The sequence below is a fragment of the Streptomyces sp. NPDC054047 genome, assembly GCF_055585065.1.
On record NZ_JBVJKV010000001.1, the window covers coordinates 792,412 to 814,349 of the forward strand.

Consider the following 21,938-nt stretch of genomic DNA (forward strand, 5'->3'; position numbering starts at 1 on the left):
CGCGCCCCCGTAAGGGGCGCGGGGCTTCCCGCGAAGCACTCGGCTTCGGCAGAACCGCTCAGCCACCGGACATGCCGGGCCGGTGGCTGGAGTCTGTCGGACTCGGGACTGGACATGGCGGCAGGCTATTCACGCCTCGCTCGCCACGTCCACCCGATTAACTCGCGGCGGTCAGGATCTCCTTCGTCACGGCTGCCAGCGAGGCCTGGTGCAGATCGAGGAAGAGGTTCGGCTCGACGAGTTCGAGCTCCATGACGCAGGGCCCCTCGTCATCCGCCCCGTCGACCAGGTCGACACGCGCGTACAGCAGCTCGGGCGACCCCGGCACCGCGGCCAACGCCCGCTCGGCGACGGCGAGTTCAGCGGGGGTCGGCTGCCACGGGCGGAGGTCGGGGTGCGGCATCTTCTCGTCGTCGTACGCCGTGCCCGGCGCGAGCACCGCGCCCTTCTGTATGGCATGCAGGAACCGTCCGCCGACGTAGACGAGCGCGCGCTCGCCGGTCTCGTCGATGCGCGGCATGTACGGCTGCACCATCGCGGTCAGGCCTTCGCCGTGCATCCGCTCGATGTGCCGTACGGCGGCTTCGCGCTCGCCCTTCCCGTACCGGCCCGCGTAGCGTGCGCCCGCACCGGACGTGGGCTTGACCACGAACTCGCCGTCGTCCGGGACCTCGACCGTGTCGTCCGGCGCCAGATAGCGGGTCGGCACGACGGGCACCCCTGCCCCCGCCAGCTCCTCCAGGTACCGCTTGTCGGTGTTCCAGCGCACCACGGACGCCGGATTGGCCAGGACGGTGAGCCGCGCGACGCGTCCCGCCCAGGCGACGAACTCGGTGACGCGCTCGCTGTAGTCCCAGGCGGACCGGATGACGACGAGGTCGAACCGTTCCCAGTCCGCCTCCGGGTCGTCCCAGGACACGGTGGCGACGTCGGCGCCCGCCGCGCCGAGCGAGCGTGCCAGCTCGGGGAGGTCACGGTCGAGGCCGGTCTCCAGCTGAGGCCTGCTGGTGACCAGGGCGATCGTGGGGCGGTCGGGTGACACGTGGTCCTCCTGGGTTCGATGATCCGCCCCGCAGGCTAACAACTTGTCGACGTGCTCCCGACAAGACCCTTGCCCAGGTCAGCAGGAGTGCGGCGGAGGTCAGCGGGAGCATGGCGCAGGTCAGTGGGGCGACCCGACCAGGCCCGTCTCGTACGCCAGGATGACCAGCTGCACACGGTCGCGCGCGTCCAGCTTGGCGAGCAGGCGGGTCAGATAGGCCGTGGCGGTGGCGACGCCGATGGAGAGTTCGGCGGCGATCTCCGTGTTGGAGAGGCCGCCGCCGACGAGGGTCAGGACCTCGCGTTCGCGGTCGGTGATCCCCGAGATGCCGCTCCGGGGGCGGGAGTTGGGCTTCGGACGGGCCGCGAACTCCTTGATCAGGCGGCGTGTGACGCTCGGTGCGATCAGCCCGTCCCCGGCGGCGACGACGCGGATCGCGGCGAGGATGTCGTCGAGCGCCATGTCCTTGACCAGGAACCCGGCCGCGCCGACGCGCAGCGCGCCGTAGACGTGATCGTCGTCGTCGAAGGTGGTCAGGACGGTGACGTGGGTGTTCCGGCTCGGCCCTTCGGCGATCAGACGGGTGGCCTCGATGCCGTCCATGCCGGGCATGCGGATGTCCATCACCACGACGTCCGGCAGCAGTTCCTCGGCGAGCCGGACGGCTTCGGCTCCGGTGCCCGCCTCGCCCGCGACCTCGATGTCGGGGGCCTCGGTGATCACCATGCGCAGGGCGGCGCGGACGAGGGGCTGGCCGTCGACGAGTACGACGCGGAAGGGCGCCCGGGGTGCCGGGGCCGCCGCCGGGTGGCTCCGCGCGTTCACCGGACCCCCGCCGGGACGGGCAGCCGTGCCGCGACCCGGAAGCCGCCCTCGGGGCGTGGCGCGGCGGAGAACTCGCCGCGCCGCAGGCCGACCCGTTCGCGCATGCCGATCAGGCCGTAGCCGCCGTCCGGGGTGCTGCCGTGGCCGCGTCCGGCGTCGATCACCTCGATGGCCAGCTCGTCGGCGCGGCAGTCGACGGAGACGCCGCACGATGCGGTGCCCGCATGGCGTACGACATTGGTGAGCGCCTCCTGGATGATGCGGTACGCGGACACGTCGATCTCCGTTGGCAGCGGCCGGAGTTCGCCGAGCCACCGCACGTCGACGCGGACACCGGCGGCGGGCGTCGTCTCGGCGAGGCGGTCGACGGCGGCGAGGCCGGGTCCGGCACCGAGACGCACCTCCGCCCTCTCCGCCTCCCCCCCTCTCCGGCCTCCCCGGTTCCGCCGTTCCCGGTTCCGCCGTTCCCGGTTCGCCTCGCGCAGGGCGCCGAGCATGCGGCGCAGGCCGGACAGCGTCTCCCTGCCGGTGGCCTCGATGGCGGTCAACGCCTCGCGCGCACCGGCGGGTTGGGTGTCGATGACCCGGCGTGCGGCGCCCGCCTGGAGGGACGGTCTACGTCGTGTGGGCCCTGGCGGCGGCAGCGATCACGGTGGCAGCGGTGCGACGCCGCGATCAGTGAGGCCCCTCGACGAGCCGGAGCACGGCCCGCAGCCCCCGCACCGCCCCCGGCGCCGCCCCGCCCGGCAGCACGTAGGACCGCAGTCCCGCACTCGCGGCCCCGCCGTCCTTGGCGGGGTGGTCGCCGACCATCAGGGTGTCCGCGGGGGCCACGCCCAGCTCCGCGCACGCGTGGCCGAAGAGCCGCGGGTCGGGCTTCTCCGTGTTGTGTTCGTACGAGTGGACCCAGCTGCCGAACCAGCGGTCGAGGCCGTGCCGGGCGAACGTCGGCCGCAGATCCCAGCCGACGTCGCTGACCACCCCGAGCGCGATGCCGCGCGCGTCGAGTTCGGCCAGCGTGGGCCCGGTGTCCGCGTAGGGCAACCAGTGCTCCGGGGCACGGAGTTGATCGTAGAGAGCTCCGGCGTAGGGGGTGAGCGCCGGGGCGGAGGCGTACCAGGTGGTGAACGCGCGGCGGTGAGCCTCGGCCGAGACGTCGCGCGCGTGCTGGGCCGCGACGACGGCGGGGTCCGCGAGGCCCGCCTCCAGGGAGGTGAGGATGGCGTCCATCGTGGGCCCGTCCACCGGGCCCGGCAGCGCGGCGCGGATGCGGTCCTCGTACGGCTGGATCTGGAACAGCGTCCCGGAGAAGTCGAAGAGCACCGCCCTGGGGCGCGTCACCGGGGCGGGGGCGGTGGCGCGGATCGGGCCCTCGGGGCCACGGACGGGCGGGAGCTGGGGAGTTGGCATGGGGTCTCCCTATCGGCCGCCGCGTAAAGCCGCGATGAGGGGCTGTCGGCACACGGCACCCGGCGCCCCGCGGGGACGGGGCGCCGGTGGCTCGTACTTTCTGGCAGGGCTCGGCAGGTGGTCAGAGGATGAAGACGCTCCGGGCGGTCTCCGTGTAGTACGTCTCGCCGGGGTGGACCAGCCATTCGACCGGGCCGCCGCAGCCGGGGCCGGAGTGGACCTCGGCGATGGCGTCGGTGTGGTTGGTCACCGAGGACGGGAACCAGTCGATGGGGTAGCAGCCGCTCGGGTCGTCGTACTCGAAGCCGTTCACGATCAGGGCCCCCTCCGCCGCGTACGCCGATCCCGGCACCGCGATCGTCAGGGTCGCGGCCGCCGCGAGTGCCCCCAGGGTCACGGCCATGCGTCATCGCATCATGTTGATGTCCCCTCCACCGTGCGGACCGCTCCCGACGCGACCCGCTGGAGTCACCCACAGTAGGCGATCAGACACGCCTCGTATCCGGCGCGCGGAGGCACCTGCCCCCAGCATGTGCGCCGTTCACTTCCCTTCACCGCTCGGTCACGCCGCTTCCGCACCATGGACACCGATCGGCCCAACTGACCTGTGTGCAACGTGAGTTCGTATGATGCGGCCATGGCACGTCACGGGGATCTCATAGCGGGGCGCTACCGCATTACGACGCCGCTCGGGCGCGGCGGCATGGGCACGGTCTGGCGGGCACAGGACGACCTCCTGGGCCGCGCCGTCGCGGTGAAGGAGCTGCACGTCGACGCGGGGCAGTCGGCGGCCGACGCCGCCGGCCGGCGCGAACGCACGCTGCGCGAGGCGCGCTCGGTCGCGCAGGTGAAGCACCCCGGCATCCTGGTCCTGCACGACGTCGTCCAGCACGACGCGCAGCCCTGGCTCGTGATGGAGCTGATCGACGGCCGCTCGCTCGCCGACCGGATGGCCCTGGAGGGCCCGGTCCCGCCCGCCGAGGCGGCCCGCATCGGCCTCGCCCTGCTCGCCGCGCTGCGCGCCGCGCACCTGGCCGGGGTGCTGCACCGTGACCTCAAGCCCGCGAACGTACTCCTGGAGGCGGGCACGGAGCGCGTGGTGCTCTCCGACTTCGGGATCGCGCAGGTCGCCGGGCAGACGACGCTCACGGAGACGGGCGCGTTCGTCGGCTCGCCCGAGTACACCGCCCCGGAGCGCATGTCGGGCAAGCGCACGGGCCCGGAGTCCGATCTGTGGTCGCTCGGGGTGCTGCTCTGCGCGGCCGTCGAGGGCGAGTCGCCGTTCCACCGCGACTCGGTGGCGGGGGTCCTGCACGCCGTCGTCATGGACGACATCAGAATCCCGGATTCCGCCGGTCCGCTGGCCCCCGTCGTACGCGGCCTGCTGGAGCGGGACCCCGAGCGGCGGCTCGGCGCGGACGAGGCCGAGCAGGCGCTGCGCGGCTTCCTGGTGGAGGAGCGGATGCCCACCGTGCCCCGCACCCCGGTGGCCCCCAGGCCCGTACAGCCGCCCCCGCCCGACGAGGCGATCGTGCTCGGCTCCGCCCCCGCCGCACCGGCCGCACGCCCCCGCATCCGTACGGCACTCCTGGCCGCCGCCCTGGCCGCCGCCCTCGCGGTGGGCGGCACCGGCACGTGGCTCCTGACGCGGGACGACTCCCGGACGGGCTCGGAGGCGCGGGGCGGCGGCGCCGCGGACGAGGTGCGCGAGAAGCAGGAGACCAAGGAGCCGAGCAGGACGCCGTCCAAGAACGCCGGCAAGCCGAAGAACCCCGGTAAGAACGACAAGGACGGCGAGAAGAGCCCCGCCGCCCCCAAGCCCTCCCCCGCCGAAGGCACCGGCAGACCCGCCCCGACCGGGACGGGCGGCGCCGGCGAGGCGGACACCGACCCGGCACCCGCGGGCTACCGGACGGTCGCCGACCCCACCGGCTTCAAGATGGTGACGCCCACCGGCTTCGCCCGCTCCGCCGAACCGCCCCGCGTCTACTACAACTCGGCGGACAACGCCTTCCGCATCGGCGTCCACCCCCAGCCCCTGGACCCGGACGGCCCCGTGGCGGTGATGCGGCAGGCGCACAAGGACGGCCCCTCGGACTACCCCGGCTACCGCGACGGCTCGGTCCGGCAGACCACGCACAACGGCCACCCCGCGGCCGTCTGGGAGTTCACCTGGGACGGCGGCTCCGGGGACGGCGGACCGCGCCGCACGTACGACCTGAGCTGGGACGAGGGCGGCAAGATGTACGACCTGTGGGTCTCCGCGCCCGCCGGGCAGGCGGCGAAGGGCGAGCAGCACTTCGTCAAGGCGCACCGCTCCTTCGCCCGGACGGGCTGACGGCCCCGGCGCGCGTCGCCCTCAGACGCGCCCCTCAGACGCGCCCCTCAGACGCGCCCCTCCGACGCGCCCCTCCGACGCCCTCAGGCCCGCCCCTCCATCAACTCGGCCCGCAGCGTCGGCAGATGGCCGTGCTCCACGTCCTTCACGGCGGTGACCAGGGTGACCGTCCCCGCGTCCGCCAGTTCGCGCAGGCGGTGGAGGGCGTCCTGCTGCTCCGGGCCCGCCAGCTCGGCGCGGTAGCGGCGGCCGAACTCCTCGTACTGGTCGCGGTGCTGGTGGAACCAGGTCCGCAGCTCGCTGGAGGGCGTGACCTCCTTGGGCCATGCGTCGACGGCGGCGCGCTCCTTGGAGACGCCGCGCGGCCAGAGCCGGTCGACCAGGACCCGCACACCGTCCGCCTCGCCGGGCGGGTCGTACACGCGGCGCACGGGAAACACCTCGGCGGCCTTCATGGGCCCATCGTCCATACGCCCATCGTCGCGCCGCGCCAGGGCCTCCGCATCTCGAAAATGCGAACAGGGGAGCAGTTGTTCCCTGGAACAGGTGATCGTCGCGCCAGGGATTGCATGTGACGCATGTGATTGACGATGATTACGGAACGCAAGCAACGGGCTGCAGACCGTAGTTGCCGCGTTCCCGGTCCATGTCCCATACGAGGGCCGGGAGTTGGAACATCCTGAGAAAGTCCCACAAGGAGAAGCACCACCATGAACATCATCACTGACGTCGTCGCCGGTCTCGCCCACTTCCTCGGCTGGCTGATCTGACGTCACCCAGAACCTCTCGCAGCGACGCCGCCTCCCCCGTCCCACGGGAGGCGGCGTCGCCGCGTGCGGCGCACGCCACGTGCCGTACGCACCGGACGGCGTCAGCGCGTGGGTTCCGGATAGAAGTCCCGCGTCGCCCCCTTGGCGTCCTTCGCCCTGCCGAGCAGGCCCGCCGGATACTCCACGAGCCAGTAGCTCGCCGCCCCGACCGCCAGCGCCACCGCGAGGACCATCAGGGCGGCGACGGGAAAGCCCGCCTGTCCGGTCGGCACGAGCCCCGACTCGATGAGGTGCAGCATGACCGGCTCGTGCCAGATGTAGACGCTGTAGCTGATGAGCCCGACCGCCGTCACCCAGCGCGCTCTCAACAGGCCGTGCCAGCGCACCTGTTCACGCGGGCGGACGTGCAGCGTGGCGTAGAGCAGCGTGAACCACAGCAGGGCCGCGATCGGGTGGTAGAAGGTGTGGGCGAAGTTCTCCGCCTCGGAGACGTACGACAGGGCGTAGAGCCCCGCTAGCGCCGCCACCGCGAGCGGAACCGTCGCCCGCGCGCTCAGCTTGCCCCGCTCCCCGAGCGCCACGAGCAGCACCGCGAGCGCCATGCCCGCCGCGAAGCCCCCGAAGCGGGCCTGCGGCCCGAAGTACACCGGCCAGTCGGTGTGCGGCACCCCGACGACGTAGTGCGCGACAGAGATCCACACCAGCGGCAGCACGAAGAGCGCAGCACACCCCGACAGACACACGGCGACCCGCGCCCGCCGTGTCCCGAGCCCCCGGCACACCCGCACCGCGAGCGGCCCCAGCGCGACGAGCGCCAGGTAGAAGGCGACCTCCAGGGAGAGGGACCAGGTGGGCCCCAGGGTGTAGAAGATCCGCTCCCGGTCGAAGACGTGCGTGAACGTGAGGTGCCCGACCAGATCGCGCCAGTCGCCCGGCAGCGTCGGATTGCGGGAGGACCAGACGACGAGCACCGCGAGGAAGTACAGCGGCAGGATGCGGATCGCCCGCCGGAAGAGGAACGTCCTGCCCGTACGGATCGGGCCTCCGTCGATGGCGGCGCGGGCGTACGACAGCGTGAGCAGGTACGCGGACATCACGAAGAAGAGGTCGATCACTTCGAGCGAGACCAGCGCGCCCAGCCACCGGCTGTCGACCGGCGGATGCGCACCGGCCGCGTCGTACGTGCAGTACTCCTGCCACACGTGGAAGAGGACCGTGCTCAGGGCGGCGAGACCGCGGTATCCCTGGAGTTCGAGCGCGCGCCCACGGGAGGCGGGCGGAGCGGGCGCGGGCTCCGACGCGTCGGCGAGCGGCCGGGCGGTCGTCAGCGCGCTCATGCCCGCACCGCCGGCTCCGCGACCGCCCCTGGTTCCGTGGTGGCGCGCGGCGTGACCCGCCACTGCCGGTCGCCGAGCGCCTCCTTCAGATGCGCCTGCCGCGCCACCATGTTCTTGAAGTGGGAGTAGAAGAACGTGGAGACGAGCAGGTAGCGCCAGAACCACGCCTTGCGGCGGCGCAGTTCGGGCACCGCGAGCCGCCACGCGAAGGCCGCCTGCACCACCCCGGCCGACATGGTGAACGCCGCCGCCGTCAGGCAGACCGGCACCGCCCAGTCCAGGCGGTCGGCGCCGCCCGCGCGCCACGCCGCGTGCACCAGGATCGGCAGGATCTGCAGCGTCAGCCACGGCTGGACCTCGCGCCAGCCGAGCAGCACGAGCAGGCCCGTCTTCTGCCTGCGCGAGTACACCGGCGAACGCAGCGCGCCCCACAGGTGCCGCAGCGAGACCTGGAGCCAGCCCTGCGCCCAGCGCGAGCGCTGGTTCCACAGCGGGCGCAGCAGCGTGGGCGCGAGCTCGCGCGAGATGAGCGTGCGGTCCATGGCGATCCGCGCGCCTTCGTTCAGGGCGCGCATCGTGGAGTCGATGTCCTCGGTGAGCATCGAGCCGTGCATCCGGGTCCTGGCGAGCAGATCCGTGCGCCAGAAGCCGTTCGACCCGCCGAAGACCCCGAAGCCGTACATCCGGGTCCGTCCGGGATGGCTGACCGCGTAGATCGTCTCGAACTCGACGCCGACGGTCCGCGCGACCCACGAGCTGTCGCCGTTGCGGATCACGCAGTGGCCCTGGACGACGTCGTAGCCGTTGGACAGCCAGTCCCACGCGTGCCGGAAGGCGTTCGGCGCGGGGTGGTGGTCGGCGTCGAAGATGCCGACGAACTCGCCGCGCACCCGCGTCACGGCCGCGTTGATGTTCTGCGCCTTGGACGTGCTCCCGGCCACCGGAAGCAGCACGAGGCGCGGATCGCGGGCGGCCATCTCGCGCAGGGTGTCCTCGACCGGCAGCGGGTGCGGGGTGTTGTACGCGAGGACGATCTCCAGCTCGGCCGGGTAGTCGAGCCGCAGGAACGACTCGACGGTGTCGACGATGGTCGCGGCCTCGTTCGGCAGGTACGCGGCGATGACGGCGCTGGCGGACGGATAGGGCTGGCCCGGCCGCTCGGGGCGGTCCGTCGCGTCCAGCGAGAACAGGCACTCCAGCATGATGAGCAGGGCGGAGAGCACGAGCCCCGCCACCACCACCCAGTACGCGGACCCGGCCGCGTCCCAGCCCAGTTCGTACGCCTGCTGATAGAGCAGGAACGGCACGCCCACCCCGAGGACCAGCGGAAGCACGGGCGCAAGCAGCCGCGTTGCCCAGGTGAGCAGCGTCCGCAGCCCGGCGCGGGCCCTGCGGTGACCGTGCGGGGCGCTCCTCCGCATCCACGGCTCGTGGCGGACCGGGCGCAGGTCCCGGTGGCGCACGGCCTCGGCGACGGCGTCCCGCGCGTGCTCGACCGCCCGGGTGTGGTCGGCGTACTCGGCGAGCGGGGTCCAGCCGACGGCCGGGGTGAGCCGGACGTTCTCGTCGGCGACGACGAAGCGCGTCCCGGCCACGGCGACGGCGAACTCCCGCAGGCTCCGGGTGGCCGTCTCCTCGTCGACGCCGGGCATGAGGACGAGCAGCTGCCCGTCCTCGTCCCACCCGAGCCGGTCGCAGACACCGCCGAGCCTTCCCCGAGCTCCCGGCTCCGCTCGAGCGGGGGATGCCCCCATCGCCACCCCGGCGAGCCGCTCGGCGACCTCGCGCCGCACGCGCGGCCCGAGCCGTGTCTCCAGGGCCGCCATCTCGGCGACGCCGACCACGGCGAGGACACCGCCGCGCCGGGCCGCGGACGGGCGCCCGAGCTCGCGGTCGAGTTCGTCCATGAAGTGCGGCCCCGAGTAGAGGCCGGTGCGCGGATCGCGCGGCAGGTTCTCCACCGGGACCGGGACGCGGTGCAGCTTGGCCGCTATCCGCGCCGAGAGCTCGCGCGGGTCGGCGGCCTCCGGCAGGCAGTCGTCGGCGCCCTGCGTCAGCAGATCGGCGACGGCACCGGGGGCGTGGGTCCGGGCCGCCGTGACCATGAGCAGCGGAAGCGCCTGCCCCGCCGGGTCGGCGCGGACCTCGCGTATGACGTCGAGGCCTTGGCGCCGCCCGTCAGGACCGTCGTCGAGGGCCACGATCGCGTCCGGTGGCGCCTGCCTGACCTGGCGTTGTACGTCGCCGGGGACGGCGTGGGTGACGTCGTACCCGGTGAGTCTCAGGGTCCGGGTGAGCAGTTCACGGCTCGGCCCCGGTGAGCCGACGGCCAGGACGTGGCCCCCGGGAGCGGGGCCGGGCCGGGAGGAAATACTTTTCGGGCGCACGAGAGCACGCCCGGCGGGCGGTGAGATGGACATCTATGTGGTCCCATCCTGTTCGGATTGTGGGGGGAGGACCGTTTGGTTCTCGTCGAGCCGCCAACTGGCCCCGGAACAGGGGCCAATCGGCCTCACCAGCCTCAACGATCACTGTGACACCACACCTTCAGCGACGTAACGCTCGCATTACGTCCCCGTGCACAGAGTGAGCAGGCCGGGCCGGACATCCGGCCCGGCCTGCGTCCCAGGTGCGTCCACGTACGTCCGAGGTGCGTCCTAGGGGGTCCCGCTACCGCACCCCCACCGCCCGCACGATCTCCTGCGTGACCGACCCGCCCCGGTCGTCCTTGGCGGAGGCCCGCAGCGAGACGAACTCGGCGGAACCAGGCACCTTCAACTCCCCTTCCCAGGCGGCCCTACCGCCGTCCCGGTCCAGCGCGACGCCCTTCCAGCTCTTCCCGTCGTCGTACGAGACCTCCAGCTTCCCGCCGCCGATGGCCCCGGTGTCCACGGCTCCCTTCACGTACTCGGAGAAGATCCCGACATCCACGGAACGTCCGCCCCGGACATTCCCGCCGAGGTCCGTGTCCACATCGAACCCGAGATTCAGCAAGGGCAGGAAACTCTTCTTGTCGCTCGCCGTCTCCTTCGACGTGAAGGTCCACTCCGAGTGCCCCTTCGTGGCGAGCCGCCACCGCTCGGGATCGAGCGTCGTGTCCGTCACGACCTTGTAGGTGGTCGACGCCGGATCGGCGTCCCACACATACACACCCGAGCTCCGCCGCCGGTCGACCAACTCCCCGTCCGCATACACCTCACTGACCTGCGTCATGGAGTCGTCGTTCCACACGTCACCGAACCCCGTGTGATCGGGCCCGGAATCACCCCACCCGGGCACATTGAACTCCAGCGTGTTCCCGTACCGCTGCTGGCCCCAGCCGAGCCCCGTCCCCAGCCACGGATGCCACACGGGCTTGAACCAGTTCAACTCACCGCGCTTGCCGCCCCGGTAACTGACCAGACCACTGCGCTCCTCCAACGCGCCCGGCCCGACCGAAACAGACTCGTGCCACAGCTGCCCGGCCCCCGTGGACGCGTAGTCCGTCCGCTCGACCGGATAGTCGATCTTCTCCTGGAAGCCGATCCCGACGGCGAAGGTATCGGTCAGCGAGTAGCGGAACTCACCACCCGCCACAGGCTTCACCGCATGGAACTTGGTCTCCAGAACAGCGAGTTCACGCTTCGACGGCTCGTACGTCAGGTCGCGGGGCACCGCTCCCTCGTGCCCCTCCGACACGTCGTAGACATAGGGCGTGCGAGACGTCGCCGCAGTCTCAACAGCCCGCCCCGCCCTGGCCGCCGCGAGCAGCCGTGCCCCGTCCGCGGCGTTGACCGTGCCGATCTGCAGCGGCCGGTCCGCGTTGTCGTCCGTGCCGAACCAGGCGTTGAGCCTGCCCGGCGCGTCGTCCGTCACGAACAGGGCCTTCACACCGGCGTCCTGGGCGGCCTGACCGATCTCTTCAGGCGTCACCCCAGAGTCACCGGACCGCCGCACGACGACAGCCTTGCCCTTGACGTCCTTGCCCGCGTACTCGGCGGCGGTGCCACCGCCCACATCCACCACCCGCAGCCTGCTGCGGCCGTCGGTCACCGTGCCGCCGGGCTGCGCGACCACCTCGCCCAGACCCCTCACGTCCAGGGTGGGCTTGCCCAGGCGCCAGACGGTGCGGTACTCGAAGCTGCCGTCGGCCACCTTGGCGGTGGGCGCCGCGAAGATGCTGTCGTACTTGACCGGCACCTGGACCGCGCCCATCAGCTCGGCGCCGTTCGCCTTGCGGTCGTACTCCATCAGAAGCTGCCGGGTCTCCGTCCGCCTGCCGACGTCCACACCGACTTCCCGCAACTTCCTGCCGTCCAGGGTGACTTCACGGTCCCGGTCCAGGACGACCTCCGGCGCGGCGAGGAAGCCGAGGCCGAGGGAGTCCTCGCCCTTGCTGCCGCGCACGTCGAGGAACGAGGAGAGGGCGTACGTTCCGGGCTTCAGGCGCAGCTCCAGGGTGCCGGACTCGCCGACCTCCGCCTGGACGGGGTCGACCTGCTCGGCCAGCCGCTGGAACACGAGCCCGGCGCCGGTCGCCGCTCCGTCCCGGTCCTTGACATGAACGGTGAGCGAGTACCGCTCCTCCTCCTTGACCAGCCCGAACGCGGTGTGCGCGACCGGCTTCCCGGCGGCGCTGGCGACGATGCGGCCACTGGTGTTGCCGACGGGCGCCTTCGAACCGTCTCCGGTCACGGTGGTGGAGGCGGTGCCGTGCGCGGGAACGGTGAGCGTCTTGTCTCCGAGGCGCGCGACACCCTCAGCCGCACCTTCGACGGCGAGACTCAACTCGACTGCAGAGTCGCTCGAGTTCGAGTACGCGACTGTCTCCTTGACGGGTTCATTGCCCCCATAGGGCCAGGAGTAGAAGCCGAGATCGACGCTCCCGCTCGCGGTGACCTGCGCACCGACGGCATCGGGCACACTGACACGCCCCGCACCCAACTCGTATACGGACGCATCCAGTTGCTCGGAGGTCGACATCAACGCGTCCTTGAGACGCGCACCGCTCCACTCCGGGTGCTTCTCGGCGAGCAGGGCGGCGACGCCCGCGACGTGCGGGGTCGCCATCGACGTACCGCTCATCTCGGTGTAGTAACCCTCGCCGGAGACGAGTTGCGAGCGGGCGGCGAGGATGTCGACGCCGGGCGCCGACAGGTCGGGCTTGAGGGCCTGGTCTCCGTGGCGCGGGCCCTGGCTGGTGAAGTACGCCGCCTGGTCCTCGGAGTCGACCGCGCCGATGGTCAGCGCGGAGTCGGCTGCGCCGGGCGAGCCGATCGAGGAGGGGGCGCCGGTGTTGCCGGCGGCGATGACGAAGAGGGCGCCGGTTTCCTTGGAGAGGGTGTTGACGGCGGCGGCCATCGGGTCGGTGCCGTCACTGGCCTCCTGCGAACCGAGGCTCATCGACACGACCTTGGCGCCGACGTCCTTGGCCGCCCACTCCATCCCGGCGATGATCTGCGACTCGCTGCCGGACCCCTCGTCACTGAGCACCTTGCCCACGGAGAGAGCGGCGCCGGGCGCGACGCCCTTCTCCTTGTCGCCCTCGGACTCGGCGCCGCTGCCGCCGACGGTCGAGGCCACGTGGGTGCCGTGGCCGTTGCGGTCGGCGACTTCCTCGCCCGGTATGAAGCTCTTGGTGGCGTCCAGGCGGTCCTTGAGACCGGGGTGACCGCTGTCGACACCGGTGTCGAGGACGGCGACCTTCACCCCCTTGCCGGTGAGCCCGGCCTCCCAGGCCTTGGGGGTGCCGATCTGCTCGTTGCTCTGCGCCATGTCGGCCTCGACACGCCCGTCGAGCCAGATCTTGCCGATGCCGTCGGCGAGAGTTCCCGCCGAACCGGCCTTCGTACGACCCTCCTTGAAAGCGCCCGGGGCCACGTCCCGCCAGAACGCCTCCGGCTCGTCCGCCTTCACGGCCAGGCCGCCCACACTCGGCAGCGCACGCACCGTGTCGGCACCACGGGGCCCCGCACCACGGCGCGCGCCCTTCTCATACGTGACGATGAGCGGCAGCGCACGCTCTCCGATCCCCTGACGTATCAGCTCCGTCACGTCGAAGAGGCGCTCGTCGAGGGTGCCCGCGCTCAGATAGGGCCGGGCCTCGTCCGGTACGACGGTGATGCGGTCGCCCGCGATCTCGCTCCGGACGGCTCCGGTGGCCCCGGCGGGCCGGTCGACGGTGACGGTCTTCTTGCCGCCGCCGAGTTCCGTGACGGTGACCTTGTCGCCGGTCACCAGGGTGACCGTGTGGGCGGCGCGGGCGGCGGGGGTGGCCTGCGGCACGTCGGAAGGAGCCGCGGTAGCGGCCTGCCCTGCCGGTAGCAGCGCGAACGCGAGGCCGACGGCCGGCAGCAGCCTCGCTCTTCGCCACGCGGGTGATCGGGTCATGGGTGCCCTCTCTTCGTCGGACCCGGGCGGGGGTGGTTCCCGGGTGCTGCGAAGAGTGTCGGGGGGCTTGTGTTGCCGGGGTGTTGACGGGTGCTGGCGGGAAACCGCCAGGGCACCTTCCCGCCAGCCCCACCCGCACGATTCCGTTGCCCGTGACTTAGGTGACAGCCGCAAGCACCGTCCGCAACAATGCAGTTGGACCGCGCTACGAGGGGGCTTTGATGGACGATCTGGTGGAGTTCACGACCGCTGACGGCACGCAGGTCGTGATGGCCGACGTCGAGGACACCCACGGCTCCCACCTCATCTCCTCCCGCGGCGACGGCCCCTCCCGGGCGGTCCGCACCTTCGAGGAGTCGCTCGCCGGGGCACGCGCGGCCGCGGAGTCCGCGCTGCGGGTGTTCCGCGACGGCACTCTGCGCCCGGACTCGGTGGAGATCGAGTTCGGCGTACGGATGTCGGCGGAGGCGGGCGCGGTGATCGTGAAGGGCACGGCGGAGGGCCACTTGGTGGTACGCCTCGCCTGGACCCCGGACCCCCCGACGGCCACGCCGGCACCGGACCCGACATGACCCCGCAGCGCCCCTGCGCCCACCGGACGCCAGCGAGGACGGACATACCGGCCCGGCCCCACACCCAGACCAGCCCCACACCACAAACGCACCCGCAGCCGGGACCGCACGCAAGGGGACGGGCCGGTATGTCCGACCAGAGCACGGCACCCAACACCCCGGAACCGCAGCAACCCCACGGCCACCGGACGCCAGCGAGGACGGACATACCGGCCCGGCACCGCACCCACCACCTCAGCGACGCCGCAGCACAAACGCACCCGCAGTCGGAAGCGCCCGCGCACTCCCCGGAGGCCGTCCCCACCCCATGAGCAGCGCATCGTGGCACGCCCGCATCGTCTGCGGCAGCGAGATCGGGGCCGGGTTCCTCGTGTCCGAACGGCACGTCCTGACCTGCGCCCACGTCGTACGCGGCAGCAACACCCACCGCGCCCCCAGCGCCACCCCCGTCACCGTCTCCTTCCCCCACCGCGAAGACCTCGGCACGGTCACCGCCGCCGTCACCGTCCACGGCGGCTGGGACGGACACGGCGACAACCTGGGCGACCTCGCCGTCCTGGAGCTGGCGCACACCGTGCCGGTCCGCCCCGCCGAGTTCGCGGCCCCCGAAGACGCGTACGCCGACCCCCGCCCCCGCCTCCTCGCCTACGGATTCCCCAAGGGCTACCGCGAAGGCACCCTCGCCGAGTACCGCGCCACCGCCGCCCAGCGCATCGCCGACGAGTGGGTCCAGCTGGAGGCATGGAGCGCCCACGGCCAGCCCCTCGCCCCCGGCTTCAGCGGCGCCGCGGTCACCCTCGCCGACAGCAACCGCGTCGTAGGCATGGTGTCCGCCGCCACCCGAGCCTCCAGCGGCGTACGCAACGGACGGATGCTGCCCACCTCCGTCATGGCCCGCTACTGGCCCGCCCTCGGCGACCTGATCCCCACCCCCGGCCACCAGCGCGCCGCGAAGGAACGGCTGCGCGCCCTGGTGGACAGGGCGGCCGCGGACACCACGGCCGCCCGCGACCCGGAGCGCCTGTACCGCGACGCGGTGGGCCCGCTCGGCCCGCCCGTACCGCCGGAGGGCTTCAACTCGCTCTGGTCGGCGGCCTGGTACGTACTCTCCGAAGTGGACGACCCGGACGCGGTGACCCGCCTGGCCGACCGCCTCGCGGGCCTGCTCGACGCACCCGCGGCCCCCGCCCCACCGGCACCGGGCGAGCCACCGGCCTGGTCCCCGATCCTCATCGAGATCGACCACAGCGGCGCGGGCGACGACCAGCTCCTGGTCGAGGTGTCCGCGTACCGCGAGGGCCTGCGCCACCCCGTCGGCTCCCACACCCTCGCCGCGGGCAACGTCCGCCGCTACGTCCAGGAACGCGTCGACGACGCCTTCTCCCATCTCACCCCCGGCACGGACGAGTTGCTGGCCTTCGTGCTCCCCCGCGCCCTGCTCAACTGGCCGGTGGCCCACTGGGAGTGCGGCGCCGACGACCCGACCCCGCTCGGCTGCTCGTACCCCCTGGTCGTGACCGACCGGTCCCGCCGCAAGGGCGGACTGCGTCACCAACTCGCCAGGAAGTGGGAGGACTTGGACGACCGCCCCACGACCGTCCTGCACCGCGTCGAGTGCGGCACCCGGGAGAAGCCGAACAAGCTGAGGTTCCGGCTGCGGCACGATGGCGTGGACCTGGCGGGGTTCGCGGCGCCACCACGAACCGACCGCCCCGGCCCCGGCCCCGGCCCCGGCCCCGACGGGACCGCGACACACGGAACAGCGGCACACGGAACGGCGGTGACCCACTTCGACGTCACCCTCACCGCACCCGTACCCGTACTCCTCTGGCCCCGCACCGGCTGCGAGGACACCGATCACACCAGCGACACGCCCTGCGCAGGCTCCGACTTCCTGGACCGCATCGCCGTCCACGTCGACGGCCACCCGCCCGCCGAACTCCCCCGCACCATACTGACGTTGCGCGAGAGCGCCGAGGCGTCGGACGAACCGGACAAGCACTGGGCGAGGGACGTACAGCTCCTCTGGGACGACCCGCGCTGCTTCCCCGACGCCCCCACGACCCACCGCCACTCCCCCGTCGCCTGAGCCCGCCGCCTGAGCCCGACGTACGAATACGGAGAACCCCGATCATGTCCCTGTGGCCCGTCTACACCGGCACGAACGAGCCCCACGACGGGATCTCCGAGCTGCCCCCGCCCCCGCCCTGGCGCGCCTTCGACGGCGGCCCGGTCCTGCGGACGCCCACGGACGACGGATCGGCGACCTCCCCGGACCGCGTGCACCGGGCGCACACGTACCGGGCGACGGAGACCTGCGTCCAACTGGTCAACGCCGCGCTGTACTTGCGGCGTCCGCTCCTCGTGACGGGCCCGCCCGGCAGCGGCAAGTCGAGCCTCGCGTACGCGGTGGCACGGGAGCTGGGCCTGGGCCCGGTCCTGCGCTGGAACATCACCAGCCGCAGCGCCCTGCGCGACGGCCTCTACCAGTACGACCCGCTGTCCCGGCTGTACGCCGCGGGGCGCTCCCCGCGGACACGGGCGCCCCGGGACGGCGCGGGCGTCGAGGACCACCTCCGCCTGGGCCCGCTGGGCACCGCGCTCCTGCCCTACGACCGCCCCCGCGCCCTCCTCATCGACGAGATCGACAAGAGCGACCTCGACCTGCCCAACGACCTCCTGAACATCCTGGAGGAGGGCCAGTACGAGATCCCCGAGCTGGTGCGGATCGCCAAGCAGACCCCCAGGGCGGACCTCCTGACCGACGGCTCGGACGACCCGGTGACGGTGGAGCGCGGCCGCGTGCGCTGCCGGGCCTTCCCCTTCGTCGTCCTCACCAGCAACGGCGAGCGCGAGTTCCCGCCCGCGTTCCTGCGCCGCTGCGTCACGCTGCGCCTCCGCCAGCCGCGCGACGAGCATCTGGAGGAGATCGTCCGCGCCCACCTCGGCGAGCCCGACGCCTACGCCCGCACCCTCATCGCCCGCTTCCTCGAACGGGGCAGCGGCGGCGAACTCGCCACGGACCAGCTCCTGAACGCGATCTACCTGACGGGTGCGGCGGGCATCGACACAGCCTCGCGCGACGAGCTCGCGCACCAGCTGATGCCGTATCTGACGCAGGCCGCGGATCCGGGCCCCGATGCCCTCTGACGCGCCCCGGGGCCCCGTCGCACGCCTCGCCGATGTCCTGGCCCAGGCGTCGGAAGGCGCCCGCCCCACCTCGATCGAACTGGCCGAACTGCTGTGGCTGGCCGGGCAGACGGGCGGCGACGACCCGACGCCGCGAGGACAGGCCGCGGCCACACCGCCGACGACGCCCCCGCACCCGCCGGTGACCCCGTCGTCCCCGCCACCCCCGAAACCGGCCGACCCCGCTCCGGCCACCCCTCCGCCGGACGCCCCGGCCGACCGGGTGCCCCTGCGGCTGCCGACTCCGACGGGCAGGGACGCCCCGACGACGGCAGCCACCGCACCAGAGAGCCCGTCGAGCGCCACCGGCCCGACGACCCCGCCCGGCCACACCCCTGTCCGGGTCCCCGTCCCCCCGATGGTGACGCACCCCCTCACGCTGCAGCGCGCCCTGCGCCCCCTGAAGCGCCGCGTCCCCTCCCCGGTGGGCAAGGTCATCGACGAGGAGGCCACGGCCGACCGCATCGCCCGTCTGGGCGGCCACCCGCGAGGCTGGCTGCCGGTGCTCCGCCCCGCCGAGGAACGCTGGCTGCGCCTGTGCCTGGTGTACGACGCGGGCCCGACGATGCCGATCTGGCGCCCCCTGGTCCACGAACTGCACACCGCGCTCGCCCAGTCCGGCATCTTCCGCACGGTGGAGCTGCACCGGGCGGAGCCGGACGGCACGGTCCCGCCCCAGGCGGCCCACGCACCCGCCACGGGCCGCACGGTCACCCTGGTGATCAGCGACTGCATGGGGCCGCAGTGGCGCGACGGCGACGCGGGCGCCCGCTGGTACCGCACCCTTCGGCGCTGGGCGACGCAGATGCCGGTGGCCGTGATTCAGCCACTCCCGGAACGCCTCTGGCGCACCACGGCGCTGCCCACGACTCCGGGAACCCTCTCCTCACCGCACCCGGCGGCACCTTCGAGCGCCCTCACCTTTACTCCGTACGCCGCCGACGCGCCGCCGCCCGCCGGGGCGCTGCCGGTCCCGGTGCTCGAACCCTCCGGGCCGTGGCTCGCGCACTGGGCGGGGCTGGTGGCGGACTCGGGCGGGGGCCGGCTGCCGGGCGCGGTGGGGTGGCTGGACCGCAGCCCGCCGTCACCGGCCCCCGGCGCCGACACCCCGGACATCGCGGACCTCACCCCCGAGGACCTCGTACTGCGCTTCCGCTCCACGGCATCCCCCGAGGCCTTCCGCCTGGCGGGCCATCTGGCGGTGGGCGAACCGCGGTTGCCGCTCATGCGGCTCGTCCAGGCGGCGGTGGAGGAGCGGCCACGCCCGCAGCACCTGGCGGAGGTGATCCTGAGCGGGATGCTGGCCTCGGACGGGGCCACAGGGTCGTACGCATTCCGCGACGGCGTACGGGAGTTGCTGCTCCGCACCCTGCCCCGCACCGCGCGGGGGCGTACGCGAGAACTCCTCGCCCGGGTGGGCGGGCTGATCGACGAGCGGGCGGGGGCGGCGCCGGGGGTGCTGCGGGCGGTGGCCCCCTCCTCGGGGGGCGCAGGGCCGCAGACCCCGGTGGGCGAGCCGTTCGCGACGGTCACGCGGGAGAGTGCGCGGCAGCTGGGCGCGGACGCGGGGCTGTTCGCCGGCCGCTACCGGCTCCTGGAGCGGCTCGGGCGGAACAGCGGCACCTGGCGGGCGGAGGACGTCCGCCGGCCGGGGAGCACCGTGGTGGTGAAGCAGTATCCGCAGCGTCCGCCGCACTCCTCGCAGTGGGCCGACCGGCTCGTCGCGTTCCGTCACGAGAGCGTGGCGCCCGTCGTGGACCACGGCGTCGACGGCTCGTCCGGTCGCCCCGTGCCGTACCTGGTCACGGAGTTCGTGCCGGGGGCCGGCCTGCAGTCCCTTCTCTCGCAGTACCGGTCCGGCCTCCGTGTCTCCCAGCTCCTGACCGTGCTACCGCCGTTGGCCGCTGCGATCAAGGCGATCAGCGACCACCGGCTGACCCTCCAGACCCTTCGCGCGTCGCACGTCGTCGTGGCGTCGCGCGGCGTGGTCCTGACCGGCGACTTCGCCGTCGACGCCTTCCACGAGCAGAGCCGCGGCAGCAACCTCCTCGCGCTCGCCGGCCTGGTCGACCAGATGCGCCCGCATCCCCGGGCGGGGGACGCCCGGTCAGACGTACCGCTCGCGGACGTGCTGATGTCGGCGGTGCAGGACCTGCGTTCCAGCAGCCCGGACGTCCAGGACCGCGGCCTCGACCGGCTCATCCGCCTCTCGTCGCCCTCGGACCGCGCCCGCTCCTACTCCGTGCTCGGCCCGCTGCGCGTCACCCTGAACGGCCGCCATCTCGCCACCGGCACCCCCCGGGAGCAGGCCATGCTCTGCATGCTGCTGCTCAGGCGCGGCCGGGCCGTACACCACGACGAGCTGATCGACGGCCTGTGGGGGGCCGGTGCCGCGCCCGCGAACGCGCGCCGCATCCTGGGCACTTACGCCTCCCGCCTGCGCAACGCGCTGGGCCCTGACTCCGTGTCGGGCGGGCGCGACACGTACTCCCTGGCCCTGCCCATGGGCCCCGACGTGGTCGACCTGTTCACCTTCCAGCGGCTCCACGACGACGCCCGGGACGCCCGCTTCGCGGGGGACCTCGCCCGCGCCCGTGAGCTGGTCCGGTCCGCCCTGGGGCTGTGGCGCGGCACTCCCCTGGACGGCATCCCCGGCCCGGCGCCCGCCGCCGCCCGCGCCGACATCAACCGCCTGCGGCAGTCCCTCCTCCACACGCTGCTCGAACTGAACCGGGAGCTGGGCGCCACCGAGCGGGAGCAGTCCGAACTCGACCAGCTGCTGCAGGAGTTCCCGCACACCGAGGACGAGGTGCTCGCCCCCCACGAGGAGCTCCCCAGCGCCCAGCTGGACGACCTCGGCGTCAGCCGTGAGCTGCCGGACGACCAGCCCACGCCCCCCGCGACCACCCTCACCTTCGAGTACCTGGCCCGCCCCGCGGGACGGCAGGAGGACGTACGGGAGAACCTGGGCCGGGAGATCTCGCACCTGCTCATCCGGGGCGGCATCGGCCCCGACCGGTTCGAGATGCGGGCGGGGCCGCGGGGCTGGGAGGTGACCGTGGCTCCCGAGGTCCACGTCCTGCACGTGCTGACCGCGGCGGTCAACGAACTCCCGGCCGCACTGGAGGTCTTCCCCGTACTCGGGCTCGGCGTCACCCTCACCCACGAGCCGGACCCGACGGTCTCGGCGCCCACGTTCCCCTCCGGGCTGCGTCATCTGCTCGGGCCCGACAGCAGGCGCGCCGTCGTGATCGTCTCCAGCGACCTGCACGAGCGGCTCAACCGCTCGGGCCGCCTGCAACGCCGGTTCCAGGCCGTGCCCCAGTCCGACGACTGGTACTGCGAGGTCACCACCGAGCCGTCCCCCGCCCCGGTGCCCGGCGCCATCGAATCCGTCATCCTCTGCTTCGACGGAACCCTCGCCCGGCTCTACTCGCCCCAGTCCGCCCGCCATGCCGCCCGCGCCCTCACCTCCCTGATCGCCGAGCGGCGCGACCCTGAGGCCGCCCTGGCAGGCACCCCCCTCCTGCCCGAGCCCCGCCCGGCCGGCGGCACGGCGGACCGCATCCACCCCCTGGACGTGCTCCGCGCCTTCGCCCGGCGCCGCTCGCTCTCCGAGGAGCTGCACGCGCGCCTGGAGGAGATCGAGCTGCAGGCCGCGCTCACCGCGAAGCCGTCGCCCCACGTCGCGAACCTGCTGCACACCCTGGCCCGGCCCGAGGAGACCCTCCGCCTGGCCATCGTCACCGACACGTCGCCGCGCGCCGTGACGGCCTACCTGGGCGCCAAGGGGCTCCACCTGCCCGGTGCCGGAATCCACGGCCGCACCCCGGACCTCACCCTCCTCATGCCCGACCCCGACTGCCCGCGCCGGGCGCTGGAGCAGTTGGGCACCCCGGCGGACCGCTGCGTCATGGTCGGCTCCTCACCGGCGGAGGCCGCCGCCGCCGAGAGCCTGCGCATCGCCTTCATCGGGTACGCGACGAGCCGCACGGCCCGGGAGCGCCTGGCCGCCGCCGGAGTGCGGACGACGGTGAGTGATCTCTCGCGCCTCGTCGACCTGCTCCACGACCGGTGAACTCCCCC

13 protein-coding genes and 1 pseudogene are annotated in these 21,938 nt (G+C 73.1%); 5 read left to right on the top strand and 9 right to left on the bottom strand.

Annotated features, from left to right (window positions below):
- Nucleotides 1-157: 157 nt before the first annotated feature.
- From ACZ6ZP_RS03665 to ACZ6ZP_RS03685, 5 genes and pseudogenes are all read right to left on the bottom strand, one after another.
- Nucleotides 158-1,042 (bottom strand): ATP-grasp domain-containing protein, encoded by an 885-nt coding sequence (locus ACZ6ZP_RS03665; protein ID WP_383818724.1) that lies wholly within the window; start codon nucleotides 1,040-1,042, stop codon nucleotides 158-160.
- Between the two features lie 120 nt (nucleotides 1,043-1,162).
- The gene (locus tag ACZ6ZP_RS03670; protein WP_469405407.1) at nucleotides 1,163-1,867 is read right to left on the bottom strand and encodes a response regulator; all 705 of its coding nucleotides are present in this window, start codon (nucleotides 1,865-1,867) and stop codon (nucleotides 1,163-1,165) included.
- A pseudogene (locus ACZ6ZP_RS03675) lies at nucleotides 1,864-2,478 on the bottom strand (sensor histidine kinase); the annotation flags it as partial. The pseudogene ACZ6ZP_RS03675 and the gene ACZ6ZP_RS03670, both read right to left, overlap by 4 nt.
- Before the next feature lie 64 nt (nucleotides 2,479-2,542).
- Nucleotides 2,543-3,277, bottom strand: a complete 735-nt coding sequence (locus tag ACZ6ZP_RS03680; protein ID WP_469405408.1) for an HAD family hydrolase — start codon at nucleotides 3,275-3,277, stop codon at nucleotides 2,543-2,545.
- 121 nt (nucleotides 3,278-3,398) lie between these two features.
- The gene (locus ACZ6ZP_RS03685) at nucleotides 3,399-3,680 is read right to left on the bottom strand and encodes a hypothetical protein (protein WP_469405411.1); all 282 of its coding nucleotides are present in this window, start codon (nucleotides 3,678-3,680) and stop codon (nucleotides 3,399-3,401) included.
- A 234-nt stretch (nucleotides 3,681-3,914) separates the two neighbouring features.
- On the opposite strand from ACZ6ZP_RS03685, the gene ACZ6ZP_RS03690 reads away from it, so the two are divergent.
- The gene (locus ACZ6ZP_RS03690; RefSeq protein ID WP_469405413.1) at nucleotides 3,915-5,615 is read left to right on the top strand and encodes a serine/threonine-protein kinase; all 1,701 of its coding nucleotides are present in this window, start codon (nucleotides 3,915-3,917) and stop codon (nucleotides 5,613-5,615) included.
- An 83-nt stretch (nucleotides 5,616-5,698) separates the two neighbouring features.
- Here the strand turns inward: ACZ6ZP_RS03690 and ACZ6ZP_RS03695 are convergent, their stop codons facing one another.
- The 4 genes from ACZ6ZP_RS03695 to ACZ6ZP_RS03710 form a co-directional block, all read right to left on the bottom strand.
- Nucleotides 5,699-6,085, bottom strand: a complete 387-nt coding sequence (locus tag ACZ6ZP_RS03695) for a DUF488 domain-containing protein (protein ID WP_469405414.1) — start codon at nucleotides 6,083-6,085, stop codon at nucleotides 5,699-5,701.
- Between the two features lie 401 nt (nucleotides 6,086-6,486).
- Complete coding sequence (locus tag ACZ6ZP_RS03700) at nucleotides 6,487-7,722, bottom strand: acyltransferase family protein (protein ID WP_351160142.1); 1,236 nt, start codon at nucleotides 7,720-7,722, stop codon at nucleotides 6,487-6,489.
- Nucleotides 7,719-10,142 carry a glycosyltransferase gene (locus ACZ6ZP_RS03705; protein WP_469405416.1) on the bottom strand — a complete coding sequence of 808 codons (2,424 nt, stop codon included), beginning with the start codon at nucleotides 10,140-10,142 and terminating at the stop codon, nucleotides 7,719-7,721. The genes ACZ6ZP_RS03700 and ACZ6ZP_RS03705 overlap by 4 nt, the downstream gene beginning before the upstream one ends.
- Nucleotides 10,143-10,392: 250 nt before the next feature.
- Nucleotides 10,393-14,091 carry a S8 family serine peptidase gene (locus tag ACZ6ZP_RS03710; RefSeq protein ID WP_469405419.1) on the bottom strand — a complete coding sequence of 1,233 codons (3,699 nt, stop codon included), beginning with the start codon at nucleotides 14,089-14,091 and terminating at the stop codon, nucleotides 10,393-10,395.
- Nucleotides 14,092-14,312: 221 nt separating this feature from the next.
- Here ACZ6ZP_RS03710 and ACZ6ZP_RS03715 point away from each other — a divergent pair, with 221 nt between their 5' ends.
- From ACZ6ZP_RS03715 to ACZ6ZP_RS03730, 4 genes are read left to right on the top strand one after another with little or no spacing between them, the layout of a single operon-like run.
- Nucleotides 14,313-14,663, top strand: a complete 351-nt coding sequence (locus ACZ6ZP_RS03715; RefSeq protein ID WP_366462053.1) for a CU044_2847 family protein — start codon at nucleotides 14,313-14,315, stop codon at nucleotides 14,661-14,663.
- Nucleotides 14,664-14,676: 13 nt separating this feature from the next.
- Entirely contained in the window at nucleotides 14,677-16,752 is a 2,076-nt protein-coding gene (locus ACZ6ZP_RS03720; RefSeq protein WP_469405790.1) for a VMAP-C domain-containing protein, read from the top strand.
- 44 nt (nucleotides 16,753-16,796) lie between these two features.
- Entirely contained in the window at nucleotides 16,797-17,813 is a 1,017-nt protein-coding gene (locus ACZ6ZP_RS03725; RefSeq protein ID WP_361462556.1) for an AAA family ATPase, read from the top strand.
- Nucleotides 17,803-21,930, top strand: coding sequence for an SAV_2336 N-terminal domain-related protein (locus tag ACZ6ZP_RS03730; protein WP_469405421.1), 4,128 nt, complete (start codon nucleotides 17,803-17,805; stop codon nucleotides 21,928-21,930). The genes ACZ6ZP_RS03725 and ACZ6ZP_RS03730 overlap by 11 nt, the downstream gene beginning before the upstream one ends.
- The last annotated feature ends 8 nt before the right edge of the window (nucleotides 21,931-21,938 follow it).